This is a genomic window from Flavobacterium frigidarium DSM 17623 (assembly GCF_000425505.1).
GTDB lineage: Bacteria > Bacteroidota > Bacteroidia > Flavobacteriales > Flavobacteriaceae > Flavobacterium > Flavobacterium frigidarium.
This window is the reverse complement of record NZ_KE384392.1, coordinates 97,685-124,175: the sequence shown is the minus strand read 5'-3', so window position 1 is coordinate 124,175 and position 26,491 is coordinate 97,685. Positions and strand designations below refer to the sequence as shown.

22 protein-coding genes and 1 riboswitch are annotated in these 26,491 nt (G+C 33.4%); of the genes, 1 reads left to right on the top strand and 21 read right to left on the bottom strand.

Going from position 1 to position 26,491, the window contains the following annotated elements:
• Positions 1-30: 30 nt before the first annotated feature.
• From hisD to H603_RS0113215, 12 genes are all read right to left on the bottom strand, one after another.
• Complete coding sequence (hisD, locus tag H603_RS0113270) at positions 31-1,314, bottom strand: histidinol dehydrogenase (RefSeq protein WP_026709067.1); 1,284 nt, start codon at positions 1,312-1,314, stop codon at positions 31-33.
• Positions 1,315-1,406: 92 nt separating this feature from the next.
• Positions 1,407-2,264: an ATP phosphoribosyltransferase gene (hisG, locus tag H603_RS0113265; protein WP_026709066.1), complete on the bottom strand. Its 858-nt coding sequence runs from the start codon at positions 2,262-2,264 to the stop codon at positions 1,407-1,409.
• 271 nt (positions 2,265-2,535) lie between these two features.
• Complete coding sequence (locus tag H603_RS0113260) at positions 2,536-3,033, bottom strand: hypothetical protein (protein ID WP_026709065.1); 498 nt, start codon at positions 3,031-3,033, stop codon at positions 2,536-2,538.
• A 24-nt stretch (positions 3,034-3,057) separates the two neighbouring features.
• On the bottom strand, positions 3,058-3,783 hold the full coding sequence (locus H603_RS0113255; RefSeq protein WP_026709064.1) for a VIT1/CCC1 transporter family protein: 726 nt from the start codon (positions 3,781-3,783) through the stop codon (positions 3,058-3,060).
• Positions 3,784-3,861: 78 nt separating this feature from the next.
• Positions 3,862-4,980: an efflux RND transporter periplasmic adaptor subunit gene (locus tag H603_RS0113250; protein ID WP_026709063.1), complete on the bottom strand. Its 1,119-nt coding sequence runs from the start codon at positions 4,978-4,980 to the stop codon at positions 3,862-3,864.
• A gap of 10 nt (positions 4,981-4,990) precedes the next feature.
• Positions 4,991-9,325: a CusA/CzcA family heavy metal efflux RND transporter gene (locus H603_RS0113245; protein WP_026709062.1), complete on the bottom strand. Its 4,335-nt coding sequence runs from the start codon at positions 9,323-9,325 to the stop codon at positions 4,991-4,993.
• Between the two features lie 56 nt (positions 9,326-9,381).
• Positions 9,382-10,776, bottom strand: a complete 1,395-nt coding sequence (locus H603_RS0113240; RefSeq protein WP_026709061.1) for a sensor histidine kinase — start codon at positions 10,774-10,776, stop codon at positions 9,382-9,384.
• Between the two features lie 2 nt (positions 10,777-10,778).
• Complete coding sequence (locus H603_RS0113235) at positions 10,779-11,441, bottom strand: response regulator transcription factor (RefSeq protein ID WP_026709060.1); 663 nt, start codon at positions 11,439-11,441, stop codon at positions 10,779-10,781.
• Between the two features lie 11 nt (positions 11,442-11,452).
• Entirely contained in the window at positions 11,453-12,886 is a 1,434-nt protein-coding gene (locus tag H603_RS0113230; RefSeq protein ID WP_026709059.1) for a DUF3570 domain-containing protein, read from the bottom strand.
• Between the two features lie 9 nt (positions 12,887-12,895).
• On the bottom strand, positions 12,896-13,105 hold the full coding sequence (locus H603_RS0113225; protein ID WP_026709058.1) for a DUF4266 domain-containing protein: 210 nt from the start codon (positions 13,103-13,105) through the stop codon (positions 12,896-12,898).
• Positions 13,098-14,087, bottom strand: a complete 990-nt coding sequence (locus tag H603_RS0113220) for an FAD:protein FMN transferase (protein WP_026709057.1) — start codon at positions 14,085-14,087, stop codon at positions 13,098-13,100. The genes H603_RS0113225 and H603_RS0113220 overlap by 8 nt, the downstream gene beginning before the upstream one ends.
• A 4-nt stretch (positions 14,088-14,091) precedes the next feature.
• A complete protein-coding gene (locus H603_RS0113215) occupies positions 14,092-14,526 on the bottom strand; it encodes a thioredoxin family protein (RefSeq protein WP_026709056.1) in 435 nt (144 codons plus the stop codon).
• A gap of 146 nt (positions 14,527-14,672) precedes the next feature.
• Between H603_RS0113215 and H603_RS0113210 the strand changes: the two genes are divergently transcribed.
• The gene (locus tag H603_RS0113210) at positions 14,673-16,769 is read left to right on the top strand and encodes an LTA synthase family protein (RefSeq protein ID WP_026709055.1); all 2,097 of its coding nucleotides are present in this window, start codon (positions 14,673-14,675) and stop codon (positions 16,767-16,769) included.
• A gap of 54 nt (positions 16,770-16,823) precedes the next feature.
• Here H603_RS0113210 and H603_RS0113205 read toward each other — a convergent pair whose 3' ends face one another.
• The 9 genes from H603_RS0113205 to H603_RS0113165 form a co-directional block, all read right to left on the bottom strand.
• Positions 16,824-17,828 (bottom strand): zinc dependent phospholipase C family protein, encoded by a 1,005-nt coding sequence (locus H603_RS0113205; RefSeq protein ID WP_026709054.1) that lies wholly within the window; start codon positions 17,826-17,828, stop codon positions 16,824-16,826.
• A 159-nt stretch (positions 17,829-17,987) separates the two neighbouring features.
• Positions 17,988-18,920 (bottom strand): YeiH family protein, encoded by a 933-nt coding sequence (locus tag H603_RS0113200; RefSeq protein WP_026709053.1) that lies wholly within the window; start codon positions 18,918-18,920, stop codon positions 17,988-17,990.
• 115 nt (positions 18,921-19,035) lie between these two features.
• A complete protein-coding gene (locus H603_RS0113195) occupies positions 19,036-19,932 on the bottom strand; it encodes a LysR family transcriptional regulator (RefSeq protein WP_026709052.1) in 897 nt (298 codons plus the stop codon).
• Between the two features lie 11 nt (positions 19,933-19,943).
• Positions 19,944-21,971, bottom strand: a complete 2,028-nt coding sequence (locus H603_RS0113190) for a hypothetical protein (protein ID WP_026709051.1) — start codon at positions 21,969-21,971, stop codon at positions 19,944-19,946.
• 25 nt (positions 21,972-21,996) lie between these two features.
• Positions 21,997-22,743 carry a 3-oxoacyl-[acyl-carrier-protein] reductase gene (fabG, locus tag H603_RS0113185; RefSeq protein WP_026709050.1) on the bottom strand — a complete coding sequence of 249 codons (747 nt, stop codon included), beginning with the start codon at positions 22,741-22,743 and terminating at the stop codon, positions 21,997-21,999.
• A gap of 192 nt (positions 22,744-22,935) precedes the next feature.
• Positions 22,936-24,261, bottom strand: a complete 1,326-nt coding sequence (locus H603_RS0113180; protein WP_035676077.1) for a Na+/H+ antiporter NhaC family protein — start codon at positions 24,259-24,261, stop codon at positions 22,936-22,938.
• A gap of 57 nt (positions 24,262-24,318) precedes the next feature.
• A riboswitch (SAM-I-IV-variant riboswitch) is annotated at positions 24,319-24,415 on the bottom strand.
• A 116-nt stretch (positions 24,416-24,531) separates the two neighbouring features.
• Positions 24,532-24,954 carry a hypothetical protein gene (locus H603_RS0113175; protein ID WP_026709048.1) on the bottom strand — a complete coding sequence of 141 codons (423 nt, stop codon included), beginning with the start codon at positions 24,952-24,954 and terminating at the stop codon, positions 24,532-24,534.
• A gap of 214 nt (positions 24,955-25,168) precedes the next feature.
• Positions 25,169-26,041: a succinate--CoA ligase subunit alpha gene (gene sucD / locus H603_RS0113170; protein WP_026709047.1), complete on the bottom strand. Its 873-nt coding sequence runs from the start codon at positions 26,039-26,041 to the stop codon at positions 25,169-25,171.
• An 86-nt stretch (positions 26,042-26,127) separates the two neighbouring features.
• Positions 26,128-26,490 (bottom strand): nuclear transport factor 2-like protein, encoded by a 363-nt coding sequence (locus H603_RS0113165; RefSeq protein WP_026709046.1) that lies wholly within the window; start codon positions 26,488-26,490, stop codon positions 26,128-26,130.
• Position 26,491: the final 1 nt, after the last annotated feature.

Sequence of the window (26,491 nt, the reverse complement as noted above, 5' to 3'; positions counted from 1 at the left end):
TCTTGTTTCCTGCATCCTGTTTCTTGTCTCTTATTCTAAACTCTTCAATCTCAAAGTTACAGCATTCTTATGTGCTTGCAACCCTTCCGCTGCTGCCATAATCTCAATAGCGTTACCAATATTCTGAATTCCTTTTTCAGAAATTTTTTGGAACGTCATCGATTTAGTAAAACTATCTAAATTGACACCACTGTAATTCTTAGCATAACCGTTTGTTGGCAAAGTATGATTAGTCCCTGATGCATAATCTCCAGCACTTTCAGGAGTATAATTTCCAATAAAAACAGATCCTGCATTTTCTATTCTGTTGATGTAAAAATCATCATTAGCAGTGCAAACAATAAAGTGTTCTGGTCCGTATTCGTTGATTAAATCTAAAGCAATTGCATCGTTTTCGACAAAGATCAATTTAGAGTTGGCTATTGCTTTCTCAGCAATTTCTTTACGAGGCAATTGCTCTAATTGAAGTTGAATTTCTTCTTCAACGGCATCAATCAATTTTTTAGAAGTCGAAACCAAAATCACTTGGCTATCTACGCCATGTTCTGCTTGTGATAATAAATCTGAAGCTACAAAAGCAGGAACAGCCGCATCATCAGCAACAACTAATAATTCTGAAGGTCCAGCAGGCATATCAATGGCTACTCCAAATTGTGTTGCTAATTGTTTTGCTAAGGTTACAAACTGGTTTCCTGGTCCAAAAATTTTGTACACTTTTGGTATCGTTTCTGTCCCAAAAGTCAAACCAGCAATCGCTTGAATTCCACCCACCTTTAATATTTTAGTAACGCCACATAAACTGGCAGCATATAAAATTGCTGGATTAATATTTCCTTTTTTGTCTGGTGGTGAACACAACACAATTTCTTTACAACCTGCTATGTTTGCTGGAACCGCCAACATTAAAACAGTTGAAAACAAAGGTGCTGTACCGCCAGGAATATATAAACCTACTTTTTGGATGGGTCTTTTTTCTTGCCAACATTGCACACCTTCAACCGTTTCAACTTCGACCTTAGCTGTTTTTTGAGCCGTGTGAAATTTTTCGATATTGCTTTTTGCTAATTGAATCGCTTCTTTTAACTCAGTAGGAACGTTTGCTAATGCATTTTCAATTTCTTGTTGTGAAACCTCTAAGTTTTCAAATACTACTCCGTCAAAAATCGAAGTGTATTTGGCTATAGCCGCATCCCCATTTTTTTGAACTTCCTTGAAAATCTCTTTTACTGTGAGTTCGATATCGTCAACCGTTTTAGTAGGTCGCTCTAAAATAGCTGACCATGTTTCCGATTTTGGGTTATATATTTTGTTCATGATTTTTAGTTTAAAGTTTAAGGTTTAAAGTTAAGCACTGCTTGACAAACTCTAAGTCACTTACAACTTATGAATTACTACTTAAAACTTAATTACAGTACCATTTTTTCAATTGGGCAAATCAAAATCCCTTCGGCTCCAGCCTCTTTTAATTGATCGATTACATCCCAAAACGTATCCTTATCAATTACCGAGTGCACACTACTCCAACCTTCTTGTGCCAATGGCAATACAGTTAAGCTACGTAATACCGGAAGGATTTTTCCAACTTCTTCGATTTTGTCGTTTGGTACGTTCATCAAAATGTATTTTGATCTACGAGCTCTTAAAACTGATTCTATTCTAAATTTTAAAGTGTCGATTAATTTTTGAACTTCTGGAGTTACTTTTGGAGAAACCGCAAGTACTGCTTCACTTTTATAAATAATCTCAACTTCTTTCAAATTATTTTTGAATAACGTACTTCCGCTTGAAACGATATCTACAATAGCGTCTGCAAGACCTATATTTGGAGCAATCTCAACTGACCCAGAAATTTGGTGAATATCAACATTAACTCCAAAAGAGTTGAAATATTCGATAACCGTATTTGGATAAGAAGTCGCGATACGCATTCCTTCTAAGTCCTTGATAGATTTGTATTCGAATGCCTTAGGAACGGCAACAGATACTTTGCATTTAGAAAACCCTAATTTTTGAACTACTTGGATTCCTTTTCCTTTTTCTACTAATAGATTATCTCCAACAATAGCAATATCTACTACTCCATCAATTAAATATTGTGGAATATCTGAATTTCTAAGATATAAAACTTCAAGAGGAAAGTTAGATGCTTCTGCTTTTAGCTGGTCAATCCCATTATTGATAGAGATTCCGCAATCTTTTAATATTTGGATACTGTCTTCGTTTAAACGTCCTGATTTTTGAATTGCAATTTTTAAAGTACTCATTTTTTTGTTTTTTAAAGAGTTAAGTCTGAGTACAGTTTAAGGCAATAAAAAACCCGTTTGATGTACTCAAACGGGTTTTTTAATATGATGATTTACATGCATACCATTAACACATCGCTTGAGAGCAATAATGAAAATGATGATGATGTACTGTATTTGTAAACATGACTTGTTTTATTTTTCTTATGCAAATATAAAATATTTTTTTATTAAAAAGCAATTATTATTTTAACTTAATGTTGCTTTTTTGTTAAATCTAATGTTTAAACTATTATTCTTTATCATTACCAGTACTAACACTTTCCTTACTTGGAGCGGCAATAATACCGTTTTCTCTAATTTCTGTATGACGAATTTCTCCACCAGAATTACCTACTAATGTACCAACAATAGAGGAACCAATGGCTAATAACAGTGTTACTATAGATATCGTTTTAGCATATTTATGCTTTTTTACATCTGTATACATGGACAACAAACTAAAAAATGTTGTGGCATATAACAAAAGAGCTAATTTCTCAGCAAGTTCCTCATGTTCGTGAATGATTTGATGTCCTATGTTAGGCATATCTTCAACTAGTTCTTCAGCACCCTCTCCAGTTGCCATACTTGCAAATGCAAAAATTGCAGCTACAACAAATACAATATAAGCGGTGTTTTTCACTGTATTATTTTTTAAAACCAATCCTACAATCAAAATTCCCAAACCGAGGATGGCCCCTATAATTGGAAAATGATTAACTACTAAGTGCCAATGTGCGTCGTTCATAATTACTATTTAAAATTGTTATTTTTATACTCTTACACCGAAAACATAACCTACTAATGCTGACAAGCCCATTGCAATTGTTCCCCAAATCGTAATTCTTAAAATTGCCTTAGAGATACTTGAACCCCCAGTTTTTGCCGAAATCGCACCTAAAATTATAAGAAACAAAATTGTTGATGAGTACAACCAATATTCCATGCCTTTAACTGGTGCAAAAAGCACTGCCAATAAAGGCAATACACCCCCAATAGTAAAAGAAGCACCTGATGCCAAAGCCGCCTGAATTGGTTTTGCCTGACTAATTTCGTTGATTCCTAATTCATCTCTTACATGTGCAGCTAATGCATCTTTTTCTGTAAATTCAGTAGCAACTTGCATTGCCGTTTCTTTTGTAAGCCCTCTTCTCTCATAGATTTGAGCTAATATATTCAATTCTTCATCAGGCATTTCTTTAAGTTCGACTTTTTCTCTTTCAATATCTGCCTTTTCAGTATCAGTTTGGGAACTTACAGAAACATACTCCCCAGCAGCCATAGATAAAGCACCAGCTACAAGTCCTGCAACACCTGCCAGGACAATAGGCTCTCTGGTTGCACTTGCAGCCGCAATACCAATAGCTAAACTTGAAATAGAAATGATACCGTCATTTGCTCCAAGTACAGCTGCTCGAAGCCAATTGCTACGGTGAATATAGTGATTGTCTAAATAATTTTCAATTGTTAATTTTGACTCTTTACTATCGTTTGTCATAACATTACATTTACTATATTGTTTTCTTTAACAGACTAACAGCGTTAGCCATTTTTTTATCAAATCAACTAATTCAAATTAATTAGAAACATCAAAAACACCTTTGGTCAAAATCTTAGACGAAGCATTAATTTGATTATTAGGTATGATTTCGACATATTTATCAGCGCGTTCTCCTATAGTTACTGCCGTTTTTTGGAAGGCGTAGCTATTATTCTTATCATTCTTCAATAAAAGTACGAAGTTTTTATTGTTTTCGGTGATTAACGCTTCCTGAGGAACGGCTAATCCTTTCTTTGAATCTACAATAATCCCTGCTTCTATAAACATACCTGTAATCAATATCTGAGTCATTTTCTCGTCTAAATGTCCGTGAACATTAATCGTACGCTCAGTTCCTTCTATAGATTTACCAACCAAATGTACTTCGGCGTTAAAAACTTCTTTTGAAGCTTCGGGAACCGTAAATTTAATCTTTTGTCCTTCTTTTACTTTCAAAATGTCTTTTTCAAAAACATTCAATTCTAAATGTAAATGTGAGGTTTGAATAATATCAAGAATCACATCGGCAGGCGAAACATGCATCCCTACATTCGCATTCATTACTACAATATCTCCCGATATGGGTGCATAAATAGTAATTACGGAAGTTAATCTCCCTTTTTCCACATTTGCAGGACTAATATTCAATAATACTAATTTAGCTCTTAAACTTTGATACATTCCTTTGGCTCTGCGATACTCACTCTCGGCTTTTAGATAATTTTTTTGAGAAGTTATTTTTTCATCGAATAAGGTTTTCTGGCGCTCGTATTCGGATTTTAAATAATTAATTTGTTCGGCGACGTCTAAATATTCCTTTTGAATATCTAAAAATTCTGTGTTTTCTAAAGTCAGTAATGCTTGGCCTTTCTTCACTTTATCTCCAACCAAAAGTGTTGTTGACTTGACATAACCTCCTATAAAAGAAGTTATTTGTGCTCTATTTTGCGGAGGTACATCAATCTTTCCTGAAGTTTTTACGGTTACATCAAAATCTTGTTCAACCGCTGAAGCGATTTGCATGTTCCCTGACTGAAATTGCGCGGCAGTAACTCGAATCAAATTATCATTTTTCTCTAGCGCTTCTTCCGTTTTAGTTTCTTTGCATGAAACAGTAAGCAGGCATAGTGATAGTATATATAGTATCTTTTTCATTATAAATATTTTAGTAATTTAGGTACTGAATCTCTAATTGTGTTTGATTGTATCGAAGGACATTATCTAAATAATCCACTTGTATGATTGTTGCGTTTTCTAAGCTTTGAATGTATTGAAAAAAATCAATTTCACCGTGTTTATAACTCATATTTCCAACCTTTATAATCTCATCTGATAATTTTTTCCCGAATTGGTTGTAGTAGTTTATCGCCTCTTGATATTTGGCTAACTCTTGCTTTTTCTGACTTAAATAGCTGTCGATCTTAAGCATTTCGTTTTCCTTTTGTTGTTGCCAACTTTCTAGTTCTAATTTTGCCACCTTAGATTTAGATACATTGCCTCCGTACAAAATGGGCACTGAAATTCCCATTTGGAATCCATTTAAAGATTGGGAAATCCCCTTATTCGAACCTCTAAAAACATCAAAGTGTAAATCAGGTAACCAGTTTTGTTTTTGCAGTTTTAATTGACTTTCATAATTTTTACTAATAGTCTCTAAATATAATTGATAAGTGCTTTTATTTGATTCATTACTTAATGTATTTAAAGGACTTATTTTACTGCTTTTTATCAATATTTCATCTTCCGTTTGTACCCAATTTTGTAGTGTGATATAAGCTGCTTTCTTTTCGCTTCCTATTTGCGTAAGCTTGGTTTTTATTTGTCTAAATTTTGCTTCAGCAGTAATTTTTTCTAAATAATTGGTTTCGCCCAATTCGAATCTTCTGTTACTCGCTGTTGAGAAATTATGATACAAACTATCCAGATAATGATACAGTTTTTCTTGATGTTGTAAAAATACTATTTGGTGATATGTCTTGGCGATTTCGTATGACAGTTTGTTTTTCTGAATTTCAAAACTGGCTTTCTCTTTTTCAAATTCTGTTGTATTGGCTTTTTTTCTAGCACCATAAACCGTAGGGAATTCAAATCGTTGTTGCACACCAAATACCTTTATCGGCTCATTGTTATAGGCAATATTATTTTGGTCATAATTGTAATAAATATTGGTTTTATCGAATGTAAATGCGCTGTTTATATTCGCTTCGTATTTCGCTACCTGTAATTGATACCCTTTCAAACCTTTGTTATTATTGATTCCTTTAACAATCAAAGTATCTAGCTCGTCTGTAGGGTTTTGTGCAAAACTCAAAGTACTGCTCAATAGCAAAAAGAGTATAATAATAGTACTTTGATTTGTATTAATTTTAGGTTTTTTAAATTCTTTCTCGTCAAATAATTTATATAAAATTGGTAATACGATCATCGTTAAAATAGTTGCTGTAAACAAACCACCAATGACAACGGTTGCTAACGGTCGTTGTACCTCTGCCCCTGCAGATGACGAAATAGCCATGGGTAAAAAACCCAGTGCTGCTGCTGCTGCAGTTAATAATACAGGACGCAAACGATCTGTGGTTCCTTTTATAATAAGTTCATCTATATTTTTCATTCCTTGATGTTTCAATTCTTTAAAATGCTCAATTAATACTATTCCGTTTAGCACCGCGATTCCGAATAATGCAATGAACCCTACTCCTGCCGAAATGCTAAAAGGAAGATCACGTATCCAAAGGAATAATACGCCACCCACTGCAGATAAAGGAATAGCGGAGTATACCATTAAAGCTTCTTTAATAGATCCAAAGGCAAAATACAACAGGATAAATATTAAAAATAAGGCAATAGGAACAGCGATCATTAACCTTGCTTTCGCAGATTGCAGATTTTCAAATTGTCCGCCATATTGCACATAATAACCCGTAGGTAACTTAACTTGTGTGTCTACAATTTTTTGAATATCCGTAACTACAGATTGCAAATCTCTGTTGCGAACATTAATTCCCACTACAATTCTTCTATTGGTATTGTCTCTCGAAATTTTGGCAGGACCTTGGGTATATTCAATTGATGCAAGTTGTTCTAATGGCACTTGTTCTCCCGTTGCTGTTGTAATATACAGCTCTTTCAAATCGTTGATACTTTCTCTATTAGATGCATCCAGTCGGATAACCATGTCAAAACGTTTTTCTCCTTCAAATACATTTCCTACCGTTTTACCAGCAAACCCAAGGGCAATCATTTCATTCAAATCAGAAATATTTAAACCGTATCGCGCTATTTTAAAGCGATCATATCTCACGGTCATTTGCGGTAAGCCTTCGGTTTTTTCGATAATGATATCTGATGCTCCTTCGACTTTGGCAATCGCTTTCTTGATTTCATCTGCTTTTCGAGCCAAAATATTTAAGTCTTCGCCAAAAATCTTAACAGCAACATCAGATCGCGTCCCTGAAATTAGTTCATTAAAACGCATTTCGATCGGCTGCGTAAATTCAATTTCCATGTTAGGAATTTGTTCTTCGATTTTTGCTTTTATTTTGTCTGCTAGTTCATCTTTAGTTTTAGCTGAAACCCATTCAGATTTTGGTTTTAACTTTACCATTACATCACTCTCCTCCATACTCATTGGATCTGTAGGAACTTCGGCAGCACCAATACGGCTTACCACTTGATCAACTTCGGGGAAGTTTTTAAGGATAATTTTTTCGATTTTAGTTGTGGTTGCAATCGTTTTGGTTAATGTAGTTCCGGTTTTAAGCACGGGTTGAATTACAAAATCACCCTCGTCTAAGGTTGGAATAAACTCTCCTCCCATTGTTATAAATAAAACGATTGCCATAACTAAAAGACTTGCTGCGCCATATAATACTTTTTTAGTATTCACCAGTGCCCAAGTAATCATAGGCAAATACCATGAATTTAATTTGCGGATCAATCTACTCGAAATCGATTTTGGATTTTCGATAGTCGGTTTTAAAAATAATGAAGAAACAACAGGCACATAGGTAAAACAGAAAATCATTGCCCCAACTAAGGCAAAACTGAATGTCATGGCCATAGGTTTAAACATTTTACCTTCTATACCTGAAAGTGAAAGAATAGGAATAAAAACGATCAAGATAATCAACTGACCAAAAATAGCCGAATTCATCATTTTTGAGGCACTTTTATAAGTGATTTGGTCTATTTCATTTTGTCGATCTTCTTTAGAAAGCGGTCCTAATTGTGCGGCTTTACTAGCAATTTGAAAAGCAATAAATTCGACAATGATTACTGCACCGTCAATAATGATTCCGAAATCAATAGCTCCTAAACTCATTAAATTAGCATCAATGCCAAAAATATTCATTAGTGAAATCGCAAACAACAAACAAAGCGGTATAACCGAAGCCACCACCAATCCAGAGCGCCAATTCCCTAATAACAATACGACTACAAAAATTACAATTAAACAGCCCAAAATAAGGTTTTCGGCCACCGTAAAAGTGGTTTTGGCAACTAATTCACTTCGTTCTAGAAAGCCATTGATGTAGACTCCTTCAGGCAATGACTTTTCGATAATAGCAATTCGAGCTTTAACATCATTAATGACTTGTTTCGAGTTGGCACCTTTTAGCATCATCACTTGACCTAGCACTTTTTCGCCTTCGCCATTTCCTGTTATGGCACCAAAACGATTGGCGTGACCAAAACGAACATCAGCTACATCTTTAATGTAAATAGGAAAACCATTGCTGTTTTTAACAACTATATTTTGAATGTCTTCAAGGTTATTAACTTTACCTTCGGCACGAATAAAATAACTTTGATTTACTTTTTCGATATAAGCACCACCTGCAATACTGTTGTTTTTTTCAAGTGCTGTAAACACATCTGTAGTAGCAATATTCATTGCTTTGAGTTGTGCGGGATTAATTGCTACTTCATATTGCTTCAAGTAGCCTCCCCAAGTATTAATTTCCACAACACCTTTAATTCCGGATAGTTGACGCTTTACAATCCAATCTTGAATAGTACGCAAATCTGTAACCGTATAATTATTTTTAAATTCGGGTTTAACTTCTAATGTGTATTGGTAAATTTCGCCTAGACCTGTAGTAATAGGCCCCATTGCAGGAGTTCCAAAACCAGGGGGAATTTTTTCGGATGCTGATTTTATTTTTTCAGCAATTAATTGTCTTGGTAAATAGGTTCCTAAGTCATCATCAAAAACAATGGTAACAACTGATAAACCAAATTTTGAAATCGAACGAATTTCTTGCACACCAGGTAAATTTGCCATTTCGATTTCTACCGGATACGTGATATATTGTTCAATATCTTGAGTAGATAAATTTCCAGATGTTGTGATTACTTGCACCTGATTGTTAGTCACATCAGGCACTGCTCCTATCGATAATTGGAAAACAGAAAAAATCCCAAATCCAAAAATCCCCAACGTAAAAAGAAGAACAATGAGTTTGTTTTTTAAACTAAAAGCAATAATTTTCTCAAGCATTTTTATTTATTTTATCTTTCAAAAATAAATAAACAATTAAAGAAAAGTCTTAAGAACTACTTAAGTTCTCCTTCGTTTAAGCTTAAAGTTACCGATGTACCATTGTTTACTTTACTTGAAATTTGGATATCAACATCTAATAAATCGCAAAGTTTCTTAACAATAGAAAGACCTAGGCCTGTTCCTTTAATTTGTGGATGATCATTAGCATCTGATCTAAAGAATGGATTGAATACTTTTTCCAGATCTTCGGCGGCAATACCAATACCGTGATCTATAATATTGCACTGTATTTTACCATTCATTCGCTGTATATCAATTGTTACTGTAGCATCTTGACTCGAATATTTTATGGCATTCGAAATCAAGTTATTAATTACTATTGAGAATAAATAATTATCAGTATTTATGTAATAATCTTTGATAAAATTTGTACGTAGTTGTATATTCTTGTTTTCAATAGTACTTGAAAATCTAGATATAACATCTAAAAAAGCACCGTTTAAATACAATTTTTCGACTGACAAACTTCTCTTTTGGTTTTCAAAACGAGCTAATAATAATAATTGGTCTACAAGATGATTCAAGCGGTCTATTTCAGCTATACAAAAATTAATTTTATCATGATATTCTTCTGTATTTCTAGGTTTTCTGATAAGTACTTCTAGTGTTCCTTTAAGTACTGTAAGTGGTGTCCTTAATTCATGAGAAGCATCAGATGTGAACTGCCTCTCCCTTTCAAGAGCATTTTCGACTCTATCCAGCAATTTATTTATAGTTTTAGAAACGGTGTACAACTCATCCTTATTTTGTGGTAAAGGTATGCGAGCAGTAAGATTATCTTTAGTAATAATATTAGAAGTTTCAATAATACCATTTATTGGTTTGATGCTGCGCCCAGCGATGAATCGTGCTATAAAAAACAGTAAAATTAAAATCAGCGGATAAGCAATTATGAGTACCTCTGCTAACCGTTCAAGAACTAAGGAAGATCCCTCTAGTGACATTGCTATAAGGACATATCCAGCTTTGACATTATTTGAGAGGATGGGTACTTGTACTTGTCTGATTTTTTTTCCTGATAATTTAGTATCAAATAAATCATTATCAGCTTTTGAATTTTCGAAATGTAGGGCGTCATTTTTAAGATTGGGAGATTTTTCTAACACTTCACCCTTATTATTAAAAAAAGTAATGAAAACTGGATTTACATCAACGGTATTGTGTTCTCGCTCCTTCCATTCTTCTTCATGAGTTAGGTGAAATTCAGATCCGCTGATTTTAATTTCACTTAAATGATGTGTCACTTCAATGGATATGTCAGCATCAATGTCACTGTAGAAAGTTAAGCGCACAACAGAATATATTACCCCGAAAACCGCAAAAATTAATAATGCGGTTGTGATAATATAATTTGAAGCAATTCTATTTTTAAATGAAAGTTGTTGCATCCTTAATCGTTGGCAATATAGCCTACACCGCGCACGGTTTTTATGTAGTCTTGTTCAATTTTTAAATTCAATTTTTTTCTAATAGCATTTATAAAAACATCAATAACTCCGGTATCGTATTCAAAATGTATGTCCCAAACATCTTCTATGATTTGGTTTCTCGTGCACACATTTCCTTTATTACGAACTAAATACGTTAATAATTCAAATTCACGCTGAGTCAAAGCTATGACATTATCATTTACTGAAACTATGTGCTTATTTAAATTAATAACAATAGATCCCAAAGTTAGAATATCAGCTTCCTTTTGAACTCTAAAATGAATTTTTATACGTTCAATTAATTCTTCAAAACTGAATGGTTTTTTCATATAATCATTAGCTCCCGCTTTCAAACCTTCGATAGTTTCTTGAACAGTATCTTTGGCAGTTAAAAATATGATTGGCGTAGTGTCATCTTTCTCTCTGATGGCTTTACATACTTCTAAACCATTCATTTTAGGTAACATCCAGTCTAATAGGATTAGATCAAAGCTGGTTTTTTGAGTATATTCTAAACCCATTAAACCATTTGAAGCAGTTGTAATGATATACCCTTCTTCTTGCAAACCTTGCTGCAAGAATTTGACAATTCCCACTTCATCTTCTACTATTAAAATATGCATTTTTAGTTATTTTATTCGATTTCAAATTTAAAACCTACAGTACCAATGTTTGAGGACAGACCATCATTTCTTTCATAATGATTGAACCTAAAGTCAATTGTTTTTAAACCTAACATGAAAATTTTAGCTTTAGCAAATATATCTGTGTAAGTTACTCCAAAACCATATTGATTGCTATTAAATTTTGACAAATCATAATCAGATGTGTAGTACTTTTCAGTAGAAAGATGTTTGTCAAAAGCGGCAAAATAATCCGAAGCTGATTGCGAGTAATAACGATAAAGAGGTGATACCGTAAATTTAGTTGATAATTTAATAGGCAATTCAATCGATGCAGTATGTGCCTGCACTCCCCAGTTATCTTGGTAATAACGATAATAGGTTTTTGCAACAACATATTCGCTGATATAAAAATTCAGTCGTGCCCCTATAGGGATTTTAAATCTCGAAGAAGGTAAATTCTCATTGTCATCTGCTAATTGATAAACACCAGTGTTTTCTTTGGAATCATATACCGGAATGTATTTTGACTGTCCTATGAAATAATTAGGCTTGTCAGCAAAATAAACACGTTGATAAGGTGTCCCTAGCAATCCATCTTGTTGCAATACGTCCATAAATATAGACATTTGGATTTTCTCTGTCAGTATCTGAGAAAAGGCAATCGATAACGAGTATGAGTTACGATTGGTTTTATCATAGCTTTTAAAAGCAGTAGGTAAATAATCATTACTAGCATTTCCATTTTGATCTAAAATAGTGACATCTTTCAAATAGCCTTGATTTTGATAATTAATCCCATATGCTCCGTATTCCTTCAGTTCTGTTGGGTAAATAGGCCTCCACTGATCTAAATAGGCATTTGCTTTCAAACTTAGTTCAGTATTTTTTTGATTGAACAATTTAGTCAATCCACCCCCAAAACCTACTGAGGTATAATCGTACTCATTAGAAAAAGAAACATCAGCATTCCATATCGTATTTCTATCATCAGAGCTATGATTATAATTCACGCTAAGAGCGGCTAATTGATCACTAGCTGAAGCTCCTGATGAAGTTTGCCATGGCGTTACATAACCTGCTGTATTGTTTGCACTTGGATCTCCAGCAGCAGACGATCCTGTAGTAGTCATTCGGTTATCAAAAGGGTTGATATTGCTGGATGAAGCCGAAGTATATGCTGAAACACCCACGTCAAATGTTAGCACATCGTCAGCATTTAAAGGTAAAGCAACCACAATATTAGTTGCAATATCAGATAACTTTTCAGAACCTACTCCGCCTCCAACAGCAGAGTGTACTCCGTCCTGCTTATAATAGCTTAACAAGAAATCAACTTCAGTATTTTCTAAAACTCTTTTTTTAAATACAGCTGTAGTATCTTTATCTTGGGCATTAACAGCCAAATTGAAGACAATGACTACGGTTAAAAATATTTTTTTCATTTTAATTTATTAATTGCATCCACAACCACCGCCTGTTTTTCCTCCATTTGCACCTGCAGCACCTTCTCTATATACTTGAAAAGTAGTTTCATAACGCTCTGCTGGTTTTGCAGCGAGTTTCATATCTGGATCATTGATATATTGCTTGTCATACTCTTTTACTGCAACACATGATTGTACTGTAAGCGCTAAAAGTGCTAAAAGGACTATTTTATTCATCAGAATATTTTTTTAAATCTATATTTTTTGAGGCCGTTATTTTTCCGTTATTTTCTACATAAATACAACCAACACCAGGTAATTGGTCAATTAGATCAATCCCTATATCAACACCAAGGACAAAAATCCCAGTTGCTAATGCATCGGCTAATTCAGTTGATGTGGCAAAAACAGAGACACTAATTACACCTGATGCCGGATAACCCGTACGTGTGTCTATAATATGTGAATACCTTACTCCATTAAAGGTTACATATTTTTCATAGCTTCCTGAGGTTTCAACAGCGCTATTTTCTAGAGGGAATGTGGCAAATATTTTATCTTTATTTAGAGGGTTTTTTATACCCACTTTCCATTGCTTTCCATCTAGTTGCTTGCCCCAGGTATTAATATCACCCGAAATATTTACGATTCCTGCGGGAGCTCCTTTTGCAATAAGCAATGCTTTTATTTTATCAGCAATAAATCCTTGACCTATACCACCTAATCCTAATTTCATTCCTTCATTTTTTAAAAAAATACTGTGATCTTTAGGATTTAATACAATGTTTTGATAACCTACTTTAGCAACAGAGTTTCTGATCTCTTCTTCTGACGGCATTTTTTTCATACTACCATCAAATTTCCAAATTTTATCCAGTGAAGCGTAAGTAATATCAAAAGCTCCAGAAGTTAATTTAGAAACTGTGATAGATCGCTGCACTAAGTCAAAAACTTCTTGAGGGACGATGACCGCTTTGACTCCGGCATTTCGATTAACTTCCGAAATTGGAGTTGTTGGAATCCAATCTGAAATTAAATTTTCAAGTCGAGACACTTCGGCCACAGCCAAATCAATGTAAACGTCAGCCTGCGGTATATCATCGGCAACGACTATCATTTCAAAAGGACTTCCCAGCATAGTTAATTCTCGTTTGTGCGTAACTTGTGAGAATCCTAAAGAAGACGTCAAAACGAATAATAATAAAAGTTTTATATTCATTAGATTATTTTAGAAAAGCATTTAATTCCTCAATATAAATTTCGGGAGTAGTATTTTTATAAGTGGTTTTACCTAAAACTTTTCCATCAGCATTGAGTACAACTACCAGCGGAAATATGCCGTCATGATTGTACTTTTCAGCTAGAACTTGGTTTTGCTTTTTTAGCTCCTCAGTTAATTCGTTTTGTTTTCTTCTAGGAAAATCCGCTCTTTCCATTATATAGTTTGTATTAGAATAGTTTTTAAAAGCTTCTGATTGCCAAATACTTTTATCTAATTTAATGCAAGGTGCACACCAGTCAGATCCTGAAAAAACCAAAATAATGGGTTTATTTTGAGAAGCAGCATCGGCGGAAGCTTGCTTAAAATTTGTATTCCAATTTTGAGAATATCCGTTGAATACAACAGTTATGAGCACTAGACTCCAAAATGTTTTCATCTTAAATTATTTAATAGTTGAAAGTCTGGACAAATTTAAACAATATACACTCCTTAAAATTGTTGATGAAATATTATTAAGCCAATATTAAGAATATCTCTTCACACGAACCTAAGTATTTAAGTAGTTTTACAATAAAAAATATCATGTCTTTTATAAAAAAACTATCCCCTTTTTACAACCTAATATTTCTTTATGTTGTTGTCAGTTTTATTGTAAGAATTGTATTGTTGTTCCACCCTATAACGCAATCCACATTTTCAGTTTTAGAGAGCTTGAAGATCTTTTCAATAGGCATGCTATCTGACTTTTTTGTTTTTATACTAGCCAGTGGATTTTTATGGCTGTACTTAATTTTTATATCAAATTCTAAATACTATAAACCTTATGGATATATTATTTTTGGTTTATTAGTAGCCATATTTATTTACATAGTTTCAGGCAAATCAATCCTTAATGAATACGGAGGTGCATTGCCCAAGATAGGATTGTTTTTTGTGGGAATTAAGACGTTTTTATTTGGATTGCTATTATTTGTACCCAAATTAAGAGAAAAAATTCGTTTCTGGTTGTTCAGTTTTGTGATCTTTCTATTTGTAGTTCTGATTTTACAGAATGCCATTAGTGAATATTTTTTCTGGAATGAGTTTGGTGTTAACTATAATTTTATCGCTGTAAATTATTTGGTTTACACCAATGAAGTGATAGGAAACATCATGGAGTCCTACCCTGTAATTCCTTTATTTTCAGGATTATTTGTTATAGCTGGAATAGTTTCTTATTTTATCATTCGAAATTCAAAAACGTTTATAGAAAACATTCCTTCATTTACCGAAAAACTTAAAATTTCAGGAATTTATTTAACATTTTTTGTATTGTCGTTATTCGCAGTGCCTGCATTAGCACAACTAGAAAATTCGCATAATACTTTTACTAACGAACTACAAGCAAATGCTTTATACCGCTTTTATCTAGCTTATGTAAACAGTGAATTAGATTACTTTAAATTCTACAAAACACTACTTGAGAAAGAGGCGTATACTATATTAGCACAACAAATCCCAGGAATTACTAGATCATCTACTTTGATCGAAATCAAAAGTGCAGTTGCTGAAATACATAAAAACGTAGTACTTATAACAATTGAAAGTTACAGTGCTGACTTTATGAAAGCGTACGGGAACGATAAAAATCTTGCACCTTTTTTAGACCAACTTGCTACAGAGAGTTTGCTTTTTACAAATTTCTACGCAACGGGAAATAGAACGGTAAGAGGACTTGAAGCGGTTACACTATGTCTCCCTCCTACTGCTGGCGAGAGTGTTGTAAAAAGAGAAGATAACAAAGATAAATTTACCACAGCAAGTATTTTTAAACAGAAAGGATACGCTACTAAATTTTTATATGGAGGTGATGCATATTTCGACAACATGGAAGATTTTTTCTCAGGAAACAATTATGATGTTGTAGATAAAAAAACATTAACTGCTAACGAAATTACTTTCTCGAATGTTTGGGGGGTTTGCGATGAAGACATGGCTAATAAAGCAATAAGAGTTATGAACACTGAAGCTCAAAAAGGAAAGCCATTCTTTAATCACTGGATGACTGTAAGTAATCATAGACCATTTACATATCCTAAAGATAAAATTGATATTCCAGGAGATGCAAAGTCACGAGATGGTGGCGTAAAATATACTGATTATGCCTTAAACAAATTTTTTACAATGGCAAAAAAGCAAGCTTGGTTTAAAAATACGGTTTTTGTCATTTTAGCTGACCATTGTGCTTCTAGTGCTGGAAAAACGGAATTGCCAATTGATAAATATCGAATTCCAGCAATGATTTATAGCCCAGGATTTATCAAGCCGCAACATTATACTAACATGGTTTCTCAAATAGACATTATGCCTACTGTTTTTGGCTTATTAAACTTTAACTATCAATCGAAGTTTTTTGGTCAAGATGTACTTAAAGCTGATTATAAACCAAGAGCGTTAATTGCTACCTATCAAGATCTAGGATTGATTAAAGACAATGTTTTAACTATTTTATCACCTAAGCAAGAGGTAAAACAGTATCAATTGAAACTAATACCAAAAGAAGGAGTTGACAATGATTTTCAAATGCATTACGATCAAAAACTACTTAAAACGCAAAGGAAAGATTTGATTAATGAAACCATATCCATCTATCAAACAGCATCAGATGTACTAAAGAAAAAACAATATCAGAAAAACTAAATCATAAAAAAAGCCTGTGAATTTCACAGGCTTTTACTTTATAACTTTCTAATTTTATTCGACGTCTTTGTCACTTTCCATACCAAACAAATCTCCTTTTTTGAATAATTTGGAATCTTTTTTTAATGCTTTCGCATTACGTTTCGTCGTTACACTAGCATCAAGCTTACTTAAATCCGGTTTTCCCGCATTTACCCATGCAGTATACCAGAAACTTGCAGTTGCAGTAACTGCCTTTTTCATTTGGCTCTCCACCATACCATTTAGTGCTGTGTGAAACTTTCCTGCATACTCATCTGTATAGCGTACACCGTTATATTTATTTTTAACGATGTTTCCTTCAGCATCAGTAACAAAAATTTGATTTGGCGCCAAGCTAGTTCTCAGTCCTTTGTCTGCTGCTAAAAGAGCTGGAACCAAACTGTGAGTATCATTAATCATTGCCCAGATTGCTGTATCTACATCCTCATAATAAGTAGCTGGAGCCACTGTAAATTTGTAATCCTTAACAAAAAGTTCTGGCAACCTACTTTCCCATAGCGAGTGAATTCCTTTTTGGTCTGTTAATTGACCGTCATGGTTATCTGATGTGTGTAATGGCATGTGTGCATCACCAATATAATGCCCTAACTCTGCTGCAATAAACAAGATTTCTGATTTGCGTTTATCTTTAAAAGCTTGTGTTAATCTTGCCATCATATCTTGAATATGCCAAGGTAATGTTCCGCTCTTTGATAAAAATTTATCATCGTATTTCTTTTTGGCATCAGCCATAGTATTTGGAAAATCCTCTGAACCTTCAAAGTTTTCCATATCAAGGTAATGTCTAGGACCTTCAGCCTTGTCTTGCAAAATGTATTTTCTCAAATCAGGAACTGTAGATTCTTGGGTGATAAAGTCAATATGATTATAAAAGAAAGACTGCATTGGTTTAGGTAAAAGCATTACAGCTGCCTTATTAATTCTTTCATGACCCACAATTCCCCACGAAATGGTAAGGAAGCAAACAGCTAGAGCAGCCATCGTAAAGGCTGAGCGTTTCAACTTAATATTTTTCATTTTACTTATTTATTTGAAGCACAAATATATTTTAATTTTGAAGAACTTTAAAAATTATCCGAATAACATTACTATAATTAACAATTAAATGACATCAGCTCGTTGCTATTAAATTACGATAACCTATGTAACTGCACTTTCTTAATGAACTACTAACATTTATAGCAAGTAGATAATAGAAATTAAGGAGGCAGTAGCAATAAATCCCCATAGTAAAATACCTTGAAGTAAAGGTTTTATACCAATTGATTTTAAAGTTTTGTAATGCAATCCCGCCCCAATTAAAAACAAGGTTACAGTAAGACCTACTTTTGCGAAAGCAACAATATAGGGGGCTATTGTAGCAATTTGAGCAACATACGTATTTAGTAACATCGCAACAATAAACAAACCAATAAAATAAGGAACTTTAATTTTGCTATTCTTATTTTTAAATACACTCGCTGTAAGTAAAGCTATAGGAATAATCCACAAAGCTCTGGCTAATTTCACCGTCGTTGCTACTTGCAAGGCTTCTGCTCCATACTTGTTAGCTGCTCCCACCACTGAACTCGTGTCATGTATGGCAATAGCACACCACAATCCAAATTCATGTTGGCTCAAATGAAGCAAATGACCTACAGCAGGAAATAAAAACAATGCCACAGAATTCAATATGAAAATCACTCCTAAAGCTACTGAAGTTTGCTTTTCATCTGATTTTATGACTGGTGCAATTGCTGCAATGGCACTTCCACCACAAATGGCTGTTCCACACGAAATTAAATGGGAGATTTTTTTATCTATCGATAGCCATTTACTCAAAAAGTAGCCAAGAATTAAAGTGCTAAAAATAGAAACTATGGTAAAAAAGAAACCTTCTTTACCTGCTGTTAATGCATCATTGACATTCATACCAAATCCCAAACCTACAACAGCAAATTGCAATAATAACGAAGTTGCTTTATGATTATAAGCAATAAAGGGATGCCCAGATACATTTGCAACAATTAAACCTAACAATAAGGCAATAGGCGGACTTACATATGAGGTGGTGCATAATAGAATCAAGATCACAAATAAGAAAACTTGAAACTTTCTCTCATGAAGCATTTTCTTAATAATCTCTAACTTTTTAGCTTTATTTTTCACAATAACTTTGTATTATATATAATGATACAAAGATGGTGTGAATAAAACACTTTTGCCAATAGTTATATGTAATTAGTTATAACTTTAAGTTATAATGATTAAGAATGTCGGTTATTAATAAATCTACTAAAGCAGTAGATTTACCTTGCAGAGTGACGATATAAAAATTACGTTCGATACTTAAATTCTTAATATCTAATATTGTTAGTTGGTTGTTTTTAAGCTCTTTGCTAACTGCATGAATCGAGATAAAAGCCACACAATTGGAATTTAGTAAATAAGACTTTATACTTTCTGTACTCCCTAATTGCATTTGCACATCTAATTGATCTAAGTAAATATTAAATGTTTTTAGTCCATATTCTATAACCTCTAGGGTTCCAGAGCCTTGCTCCCGCATTAAGAACTGCATTTTTAATAAATCCTCCTTAGTAATCTCCTTTTTCTTTGCTAGTGAGTGATTTGCTTTGCAAACTAATACGAGTTCGTCCTTAAGAAACGGAATATACTTTATTCCTTTATTTTTTAATTGCCCCTCTACAATACCTACTTCGATTTCCTTTTCTAATAATGATTTTTCAATTATTTCAGTATTACCGTTAATCAAAGTTATTTTAACCTCTTTCATCTTTGGGTGAAAACGAGCTAATACTGGTGGAATTATATATTGAGATAGTGTTGTGCTCGCGCCCACTCTTAGTAAACCACGTTGCTCATGAATTAGCGCACTCATATCAAAATCAATATCTCTGTAAATCTCGAATAATCTTTTAGTGTGTTGTAATAATACATGACCCGCCTTTGTAACAGCTATCTTACTACCATTACGCTCAAAAAGTTTGATTTTATATTCTTCTTCTAGCTCTCGAATATGCTTCGAAACAGCAGGTTGCGTAATAAATAATTCACTAGCTGCTTTAGTGAAACTTAACCTAGCTGCTACAGTCAAAAAAACTTTTAATCTAAAATCCATATTCTATTTATCTATAATAAACCATTGTATTTCCTAATTAGCCATTCTAAACTTAACGTTAGACCTACTAATAGTAATAGCCAATACCAATCTATCAAACTAACTTTATCGACACGCTCTTTTTGGATTGTTTTGTAACTTTCATCTCTGACAAGTGCTTGTACTAATTGATCAACTTGATCAGGATAAAAGGCAGCTCCTTCAGTTGCTACGGCTAGACGTTGCAATTTTTTTGAATCTGGATTAACTGCTTGTTTTTCTATGTCAAAATCCAATACTTCAAATGTATTTGTAAACGAAGCTTTGGATTTTTTTTCGGTAACGGTAAATTGATATTTTCCTCCCTCTAAACCATCTAATGACACTTTAAAATCATTATTACTTTTCAAGAAATCATAATTGCGTGTTTTTTTGGTCTCGAGATTTAGTAAACTAATCGTTAAAAGCGCATTTTGATCAAATTCGTAATTCTTATTAAAATATTGGGCATTGATAGTTATGGCATCAGATGAGTTGTAACTATTCTCAAAATTCACTACCAATGATTTTTTGCTATTATTCGAACTCAAAAATTGTATAATCTTATCTATAAAAAGATCGTATTGCATGTACGAATCAGTATTAAGGTGATTTTGCATGCGCCACTTCCAACTATTCTCTCCTAATAAATATGCTGTTCGTTGTTTATTATTGTCTGAAAAAACAAGTAGTGGAGCAGTTGTTTGCATGCCTCGAATTTTTGACCCCAAAAGAATGGAAACAGAAGAAACAGGACTAACTTTTCCATAACTATTTTCTAAGGGAGGAAAATTTTCAAATCCAATATCCTCAGTAGAAAAATAAGTAAACTCCTTGTTAAACGATGCTTGATAATCTTCGAGCTGATTACTCATTTTAAAATCTAAATCTTTTTGTACTTCGTTTAAAAATTTAAAATCTGTTTTTGTTCCCGTAATAATAAACGAATTTAGACCAATTACTTTATTTGAATGAAAAACTTCTCTAAAAGCAGTATTAGGTTGATAATAAATAAGAACTTTATATTTAGAAAGATCAATTTTATTTTTTGGGTTTAGTACCACCACTTCTCTCTGCTCGTTAGATTCAATAGCATGCTTTAACGCTCCTAAATCAGGATGGTTCATCGTGCTGATTATAGCTACACTCGATTTTTGGTCAATGACTTCTACTGCAAAACGTTGGCTATTGTTGTGTAAGTTGACCTCTTTGTTTGCGCTGGTAACTTGAGCTTTGTATACAACTGTTCCTAGCCTATTTGCAGTAAGATTTGTGGTTATTATTGCCGTGTTATTTGTTGGAGTGAAAGACACTGACTGTTTATAAACTTCCTTTTTTCCATCATAAATTGAAAATGAAGCACTACTATTTTTTGTACCACTGTATTGCAAAAATACTTCAGCAGGAAATTTATTTTTTAGGTAAGCATATTTATTGGCATTAACTTGATTGACCTTCAAATCAAACACCCTAGTGGTATCTCCCATAATTACAGGAAAAACTTTATTTAGAGCATTAAATGCAAACTCATAATCTGTTCCCGTGGTTTGGTTTCCGTCAGTAATTAAGACAGTGGGAAACTTTAAATTTCGATTAATATTTTGGAGATCTTTTGCAACGATCCCAATATTAGACTCCTTCCCAGCAAAATTGAATGTATCAGAAACTTTCAAATTCGTATCAAACTGATAACTTTGAATTGCGAATTTTTCTTTTAATTCTTTGTTCGAAATTAGTTTTTGATAAACCTGATTAACTTGATGAGTAGCTTTTAATTGATTTATCGAACTTGAATTATCGACGGCTATCGCTAAAACTGGTTTATCATTAGAAATTATAGTGCTACTAATTTTAGGATTGATAAGTAATATAAAAATAAATAATAGCGACAGAAAACGCAAAAAAGCCAAAAACAAATGCAATTTAGATTTGTTTTTGACTTCTTTATAATAAATAAGAAATGACAGTAATCCAGCACTTACTATTGAAACAATCATTAATAGTATTGTGCTTATAGTCATTCTTTTATAATTTAATTTATAGTTTCTAAGTTAACATTCCACCATCAACGTTTAATACTTGACCAGTAATGTATGCGCTCATATCTGAAGCTAGAAACAAACAAGCGTTAGCAACATCTTCAGTTGTACCACCACGTTTTAAAGGAATTCCATCTCTCCATCCTTGAACAACATCATCATTTAATTTTGCTGTCATTTCAGTTTCGATAAAACCTGGAGCAATTGCATTACAACGAATATTACGAGAACCTAGTTCAAGAGCAACTGATTTGGTAAAACCAATAACTCCAGCCTTAGAAGCCGCATAGTTAGTTTGACCAGCGTTTCCTTTAACACCTACAACACTACTCATGTTGATAATCGATCCAGCACGTTTTTTCAAGAACGTTCTTTGAATTGCCTTAGTCATATTAAAAACCGACTTTAAATTTACGTCGATTACTTTGTCAAAATCTTCTTCAGACATACGCATAAGCAAATTGTCCTTTGTAATTCCAGCATTATTAATTAAAATATCTACTGTACCAAACTCAGCAATCACTGCGTCTACCATTGTTTGTGCTTCATTAAAATCAGCAGCATTAGACTGGTATCCTTTTGCTTTGATTCCCATTGCTGTAAGTTCTCCCTCTAGTGCCAAGGCAGATTCAACAGATGAACTGTAAGTAAATGCAACGTTTGCGCCATGTTTAGCAAAAACTTCTGCTATTCCTTTTCCAATTCCGCGACTTGCTCCTGTAATGATAGCAACTTTTCCTTCTAGTAATTTCATATTAAAAAATTAGTTTATTTTTTATTTAAAGCTATTCCTGCTAAGCAAGATTCGAAAGCCAACTTTATTCCTTTTTCTAAATTTGAAACATAGAAATAACGCTGTTGCGAAAGCTAAAAAAGACTTGTCAAATATATACTATTTCCTTTTTTAAAAAAAATTTCATTACCAATTAGAAAAAATATCACTAATCTACTGAATCTTAAAAACACGATTCACTATACGATCCCAAAACGAGCTGTAAATAGCGACCATTGTAAAGATCAGCAAAAATAAATGGTACCATGCATTGCTAATTAAATCAAAGAAATCTAATTTTCCTGCTGCAAAACTCAAAATCAATAAAACCTGAGCTCCATAAGGCAAAATACCTTGTATAATACAAGAAAAAATATCTAGGATAGCTGCAGTTTTCTTTGGACTTAATTGATATTCATCATTAATTTCCTTTGCGATAGGACCTGTTATCACGATGGAAACCGTATTATTAGCAATAGCTAAATTGGCAAAACCCACAAGAGCTCCTATTCCTGCTTGTGCCGATTTTTGGCTTTTAATACGCTTTTTGATTTGGACTAATAAATACGTTATTCCTCCAGCTTTATCAACCATAGCAGCCAGTCCACCGGTTAACATAGAAAGTAAAAATATCTCCGTCATTCCCGTGAAACCCTCATAAATTTTTTGAGTGAACTCCATGAAAGTAAAAGAACCACCAATGTAACCTATAATTCCAGCTAATATTGTTCCTATTACTAAGGTCGAAAAAACATTTACCCCTATTAAAGCTAATATGATTACCAATAAATAAGGTACAATAGCAATCCATGAGAAGTCAGTCTTAGCGATATCAACGGTAACAATTTCAGAATTAAGACCAAGATAAAAGAAAATCAATACGGTAACAATTGCAGCAGGGAAAGCAATAAATAAATTAATTTTGAATTTATCCTTTAATTCACAACCTAATGATTGCGTTGCAGCAATTGTAGTATCAGAAATCATCGAAAGGTTGTCCCCTAACATAGATCCACCAAGTAAAGCACCAGAAATTAGCGGCAATGAAGCACCACTTTTATCCGCTAGTGAAACTGCAATTGGCCCTATTGCTACAATTGCTCCTACTGAAGTTCCTGTTGCAGTAGATAAAAAAGCTGCTATTAAAAAAATCCCCAACGGAAAGTAAGCGACATCAATGGTATTGATCCCTAAACTAACAACAGCATCTACGCCACCCATTGCTTTACTCACCACAGCAAAAGCTCCTGCTAATAAATAAATTATACACATGGTCATAATCTTACTTTCTCCACAACCTGCAATTAAAGTAGCCACTTTATCATCAGTAGAGGTTTTATAAAGTAAGAAAGCAGCAATTATTCCTACAAACACTGCTACTGGTGATGGAAAAGCATAAAAATCGTCAAGTACAATTCCTGCACCTAAAAAAGTAAAAATAAACACTAATAACGGAATCAAAGCAAAAGGATTCCCGGTATTTTTTGAAAATGAAGTCATAGATATATTTTAAAAATTTAAAATTATCAAGAAAAACAAAGCTAAAAAATGGGAATGTAAAACAACATTTTTTCCAAAGGATTTGGCTTATCGTTTTAGCACCTTGCTCGTTGTTGCAGGTTGCTATCTCATTTAGAGATTCGTGATAACGGATGCAAAAGTAATTATATTTTTTTAAAATAAACAAAATGTAAATTAAAATTTTACCAAAAAAAAAGCATTACCTAAGTAATGCTTTTTTAATGTATTATATACCGTTAATGTAACTGCTTAAAAAGCAACATTCCATCTTGGTAATCTTCCGTTTTCATCTAAGAAATTTTGTAAAACTTGTCCTTCTACTGCTGTAGGGATTCCTTTTACTTCTTCTGTGAAAGTCTCATACCATACTACTTCTAGAGTAGTGATGTTTTCGATTTTCATTTGTGCTGGCCAAGAATATTTTCTTCCTGTTTTAGCAAATTGATGACCGTTCACGATTTTTTCGAAAAGACCACCATTTTTGATTTTTAAAGTACCATCATTTTGTACAGTTCCTGTAGAACCTACCATGATTAATTCTTTTTTATCAGCTACGTCATAAACTAAAAACACGCCACTTCCGTCAGAAGCATTGCATTTTTCTTCTAAACTCTCGTCTACAGTAATTGAAAATTGATTGCTACTTTTAAATTTCTCTAATTCTTTATACATACTTTATTATTTATTATCTAATTTCTCTTTATAAATAAGAATTAGCTATTAAGGTTAAAAGCACTTATTTATAAAATTGTATTTCATTCAAACTATCACAAAATAAAGTTTTAACTATTTTAAATACGGTGCAAAGGTATTTCTTTAATTTTGTATAATAATAAAAAAGCCCCACAAATGTGAGGCTAAATTTATTTTTATTTGAAGATAGTGACTATCCTAAAACTTCTTTTACTTTTTTACCAATTTCAGCTGGTGAATCAACAACGTGAATTCCGTTGTCTCTCATAATTTGTTTTTTAGCTTCAGCTGTATCATCAGCACCACCTACAATTGCACCTGCATGTCCCATTGTACGTCCAGCTGGAGCAGTAACTCCCGCGATGAAACCTACAACTGGTTTACGGTTACCATCAGCTCTAATCCACTTAGCAGCATCAGCTTCCAGTTGACCACCAATTTCACCTATCATAACGATACATTCTGTTTCTGGATCATTCATTAACAATTCAACAGCTTCTTTAGTTGTAGTTCCAATAATTGGGTCTCCGCCAATACCAATTGCAGTAGTGATTCCTAATCCTTGTTTTACTACTTGATCAGCAGCCTCATATGTTAAAGTACCTGATTTAGATACAATACCTACTGTTCCTTTTTTGAATACAAAACCTGGCATAATACCAACTTTAGCTTCACCTGGAGTAATGATACCAGGACAGTTAGGTCCAATTAATCTTGCGTTTCTTTCTTTAACGTAAGCGTTAGCTTTGATCATATCAGCAACTGGAATACCTTCAGTAATCGCGATGATCACTTTGATACCTGCATCAGCAGCTTCCATGATTGCATCAGCAGCAAAAGCAGGTGGTACAAAAATAATAGTTGTATCAGCACCAGCTTGGTCTACAGCGTCTTTTACGGTGTTAAAAACAGGACGATCTAAGTGAGTAGTCCCCCCTTTTCCTGGAGTTACACCACCAACAACGTTAGTTCCGTACTCAATCATTTGAGAAGCATGGAAAGTTCCTTCACTTCCTGTAAATCCTTGAACAATTATTTTGGAATCTTTATTAACTAAAACACTCATGATATATATTTTATGTGATTTTTAAAAATTGTGTTGCAAAAGTAAGGTTTTGAAATTATTTTGAGCGCATTTATTATCAAAATAAATTAAGATAATTGACTCATTTGGTACCCTCGGTATAATTTTCCGTCTTTAAGTTGCCAAATTGCCATAAAATGTGCTAAAAGCATTTCTTCTCTTGGATTTTCAATCGTTTTTACGAAGTGAGAATAGCGCACTGACACGGTTTCCTCTTCTGTTACAATATGACTCACACGCACTTTTGAGCGCACATAAGCTTTCCCTAATTCAGCTGAAATATCTAGTATTCCTTGAAAATCAAGTTGCACAAAACCCTTACTACTATTCCATTCAAGAATAATTTCTGGATGTAGAAATTCTTTCATGACTGCACTATCGATTAAGGCATCAGACTTATAAAAACTTTGAATAATTTCTTTTGAAGACATA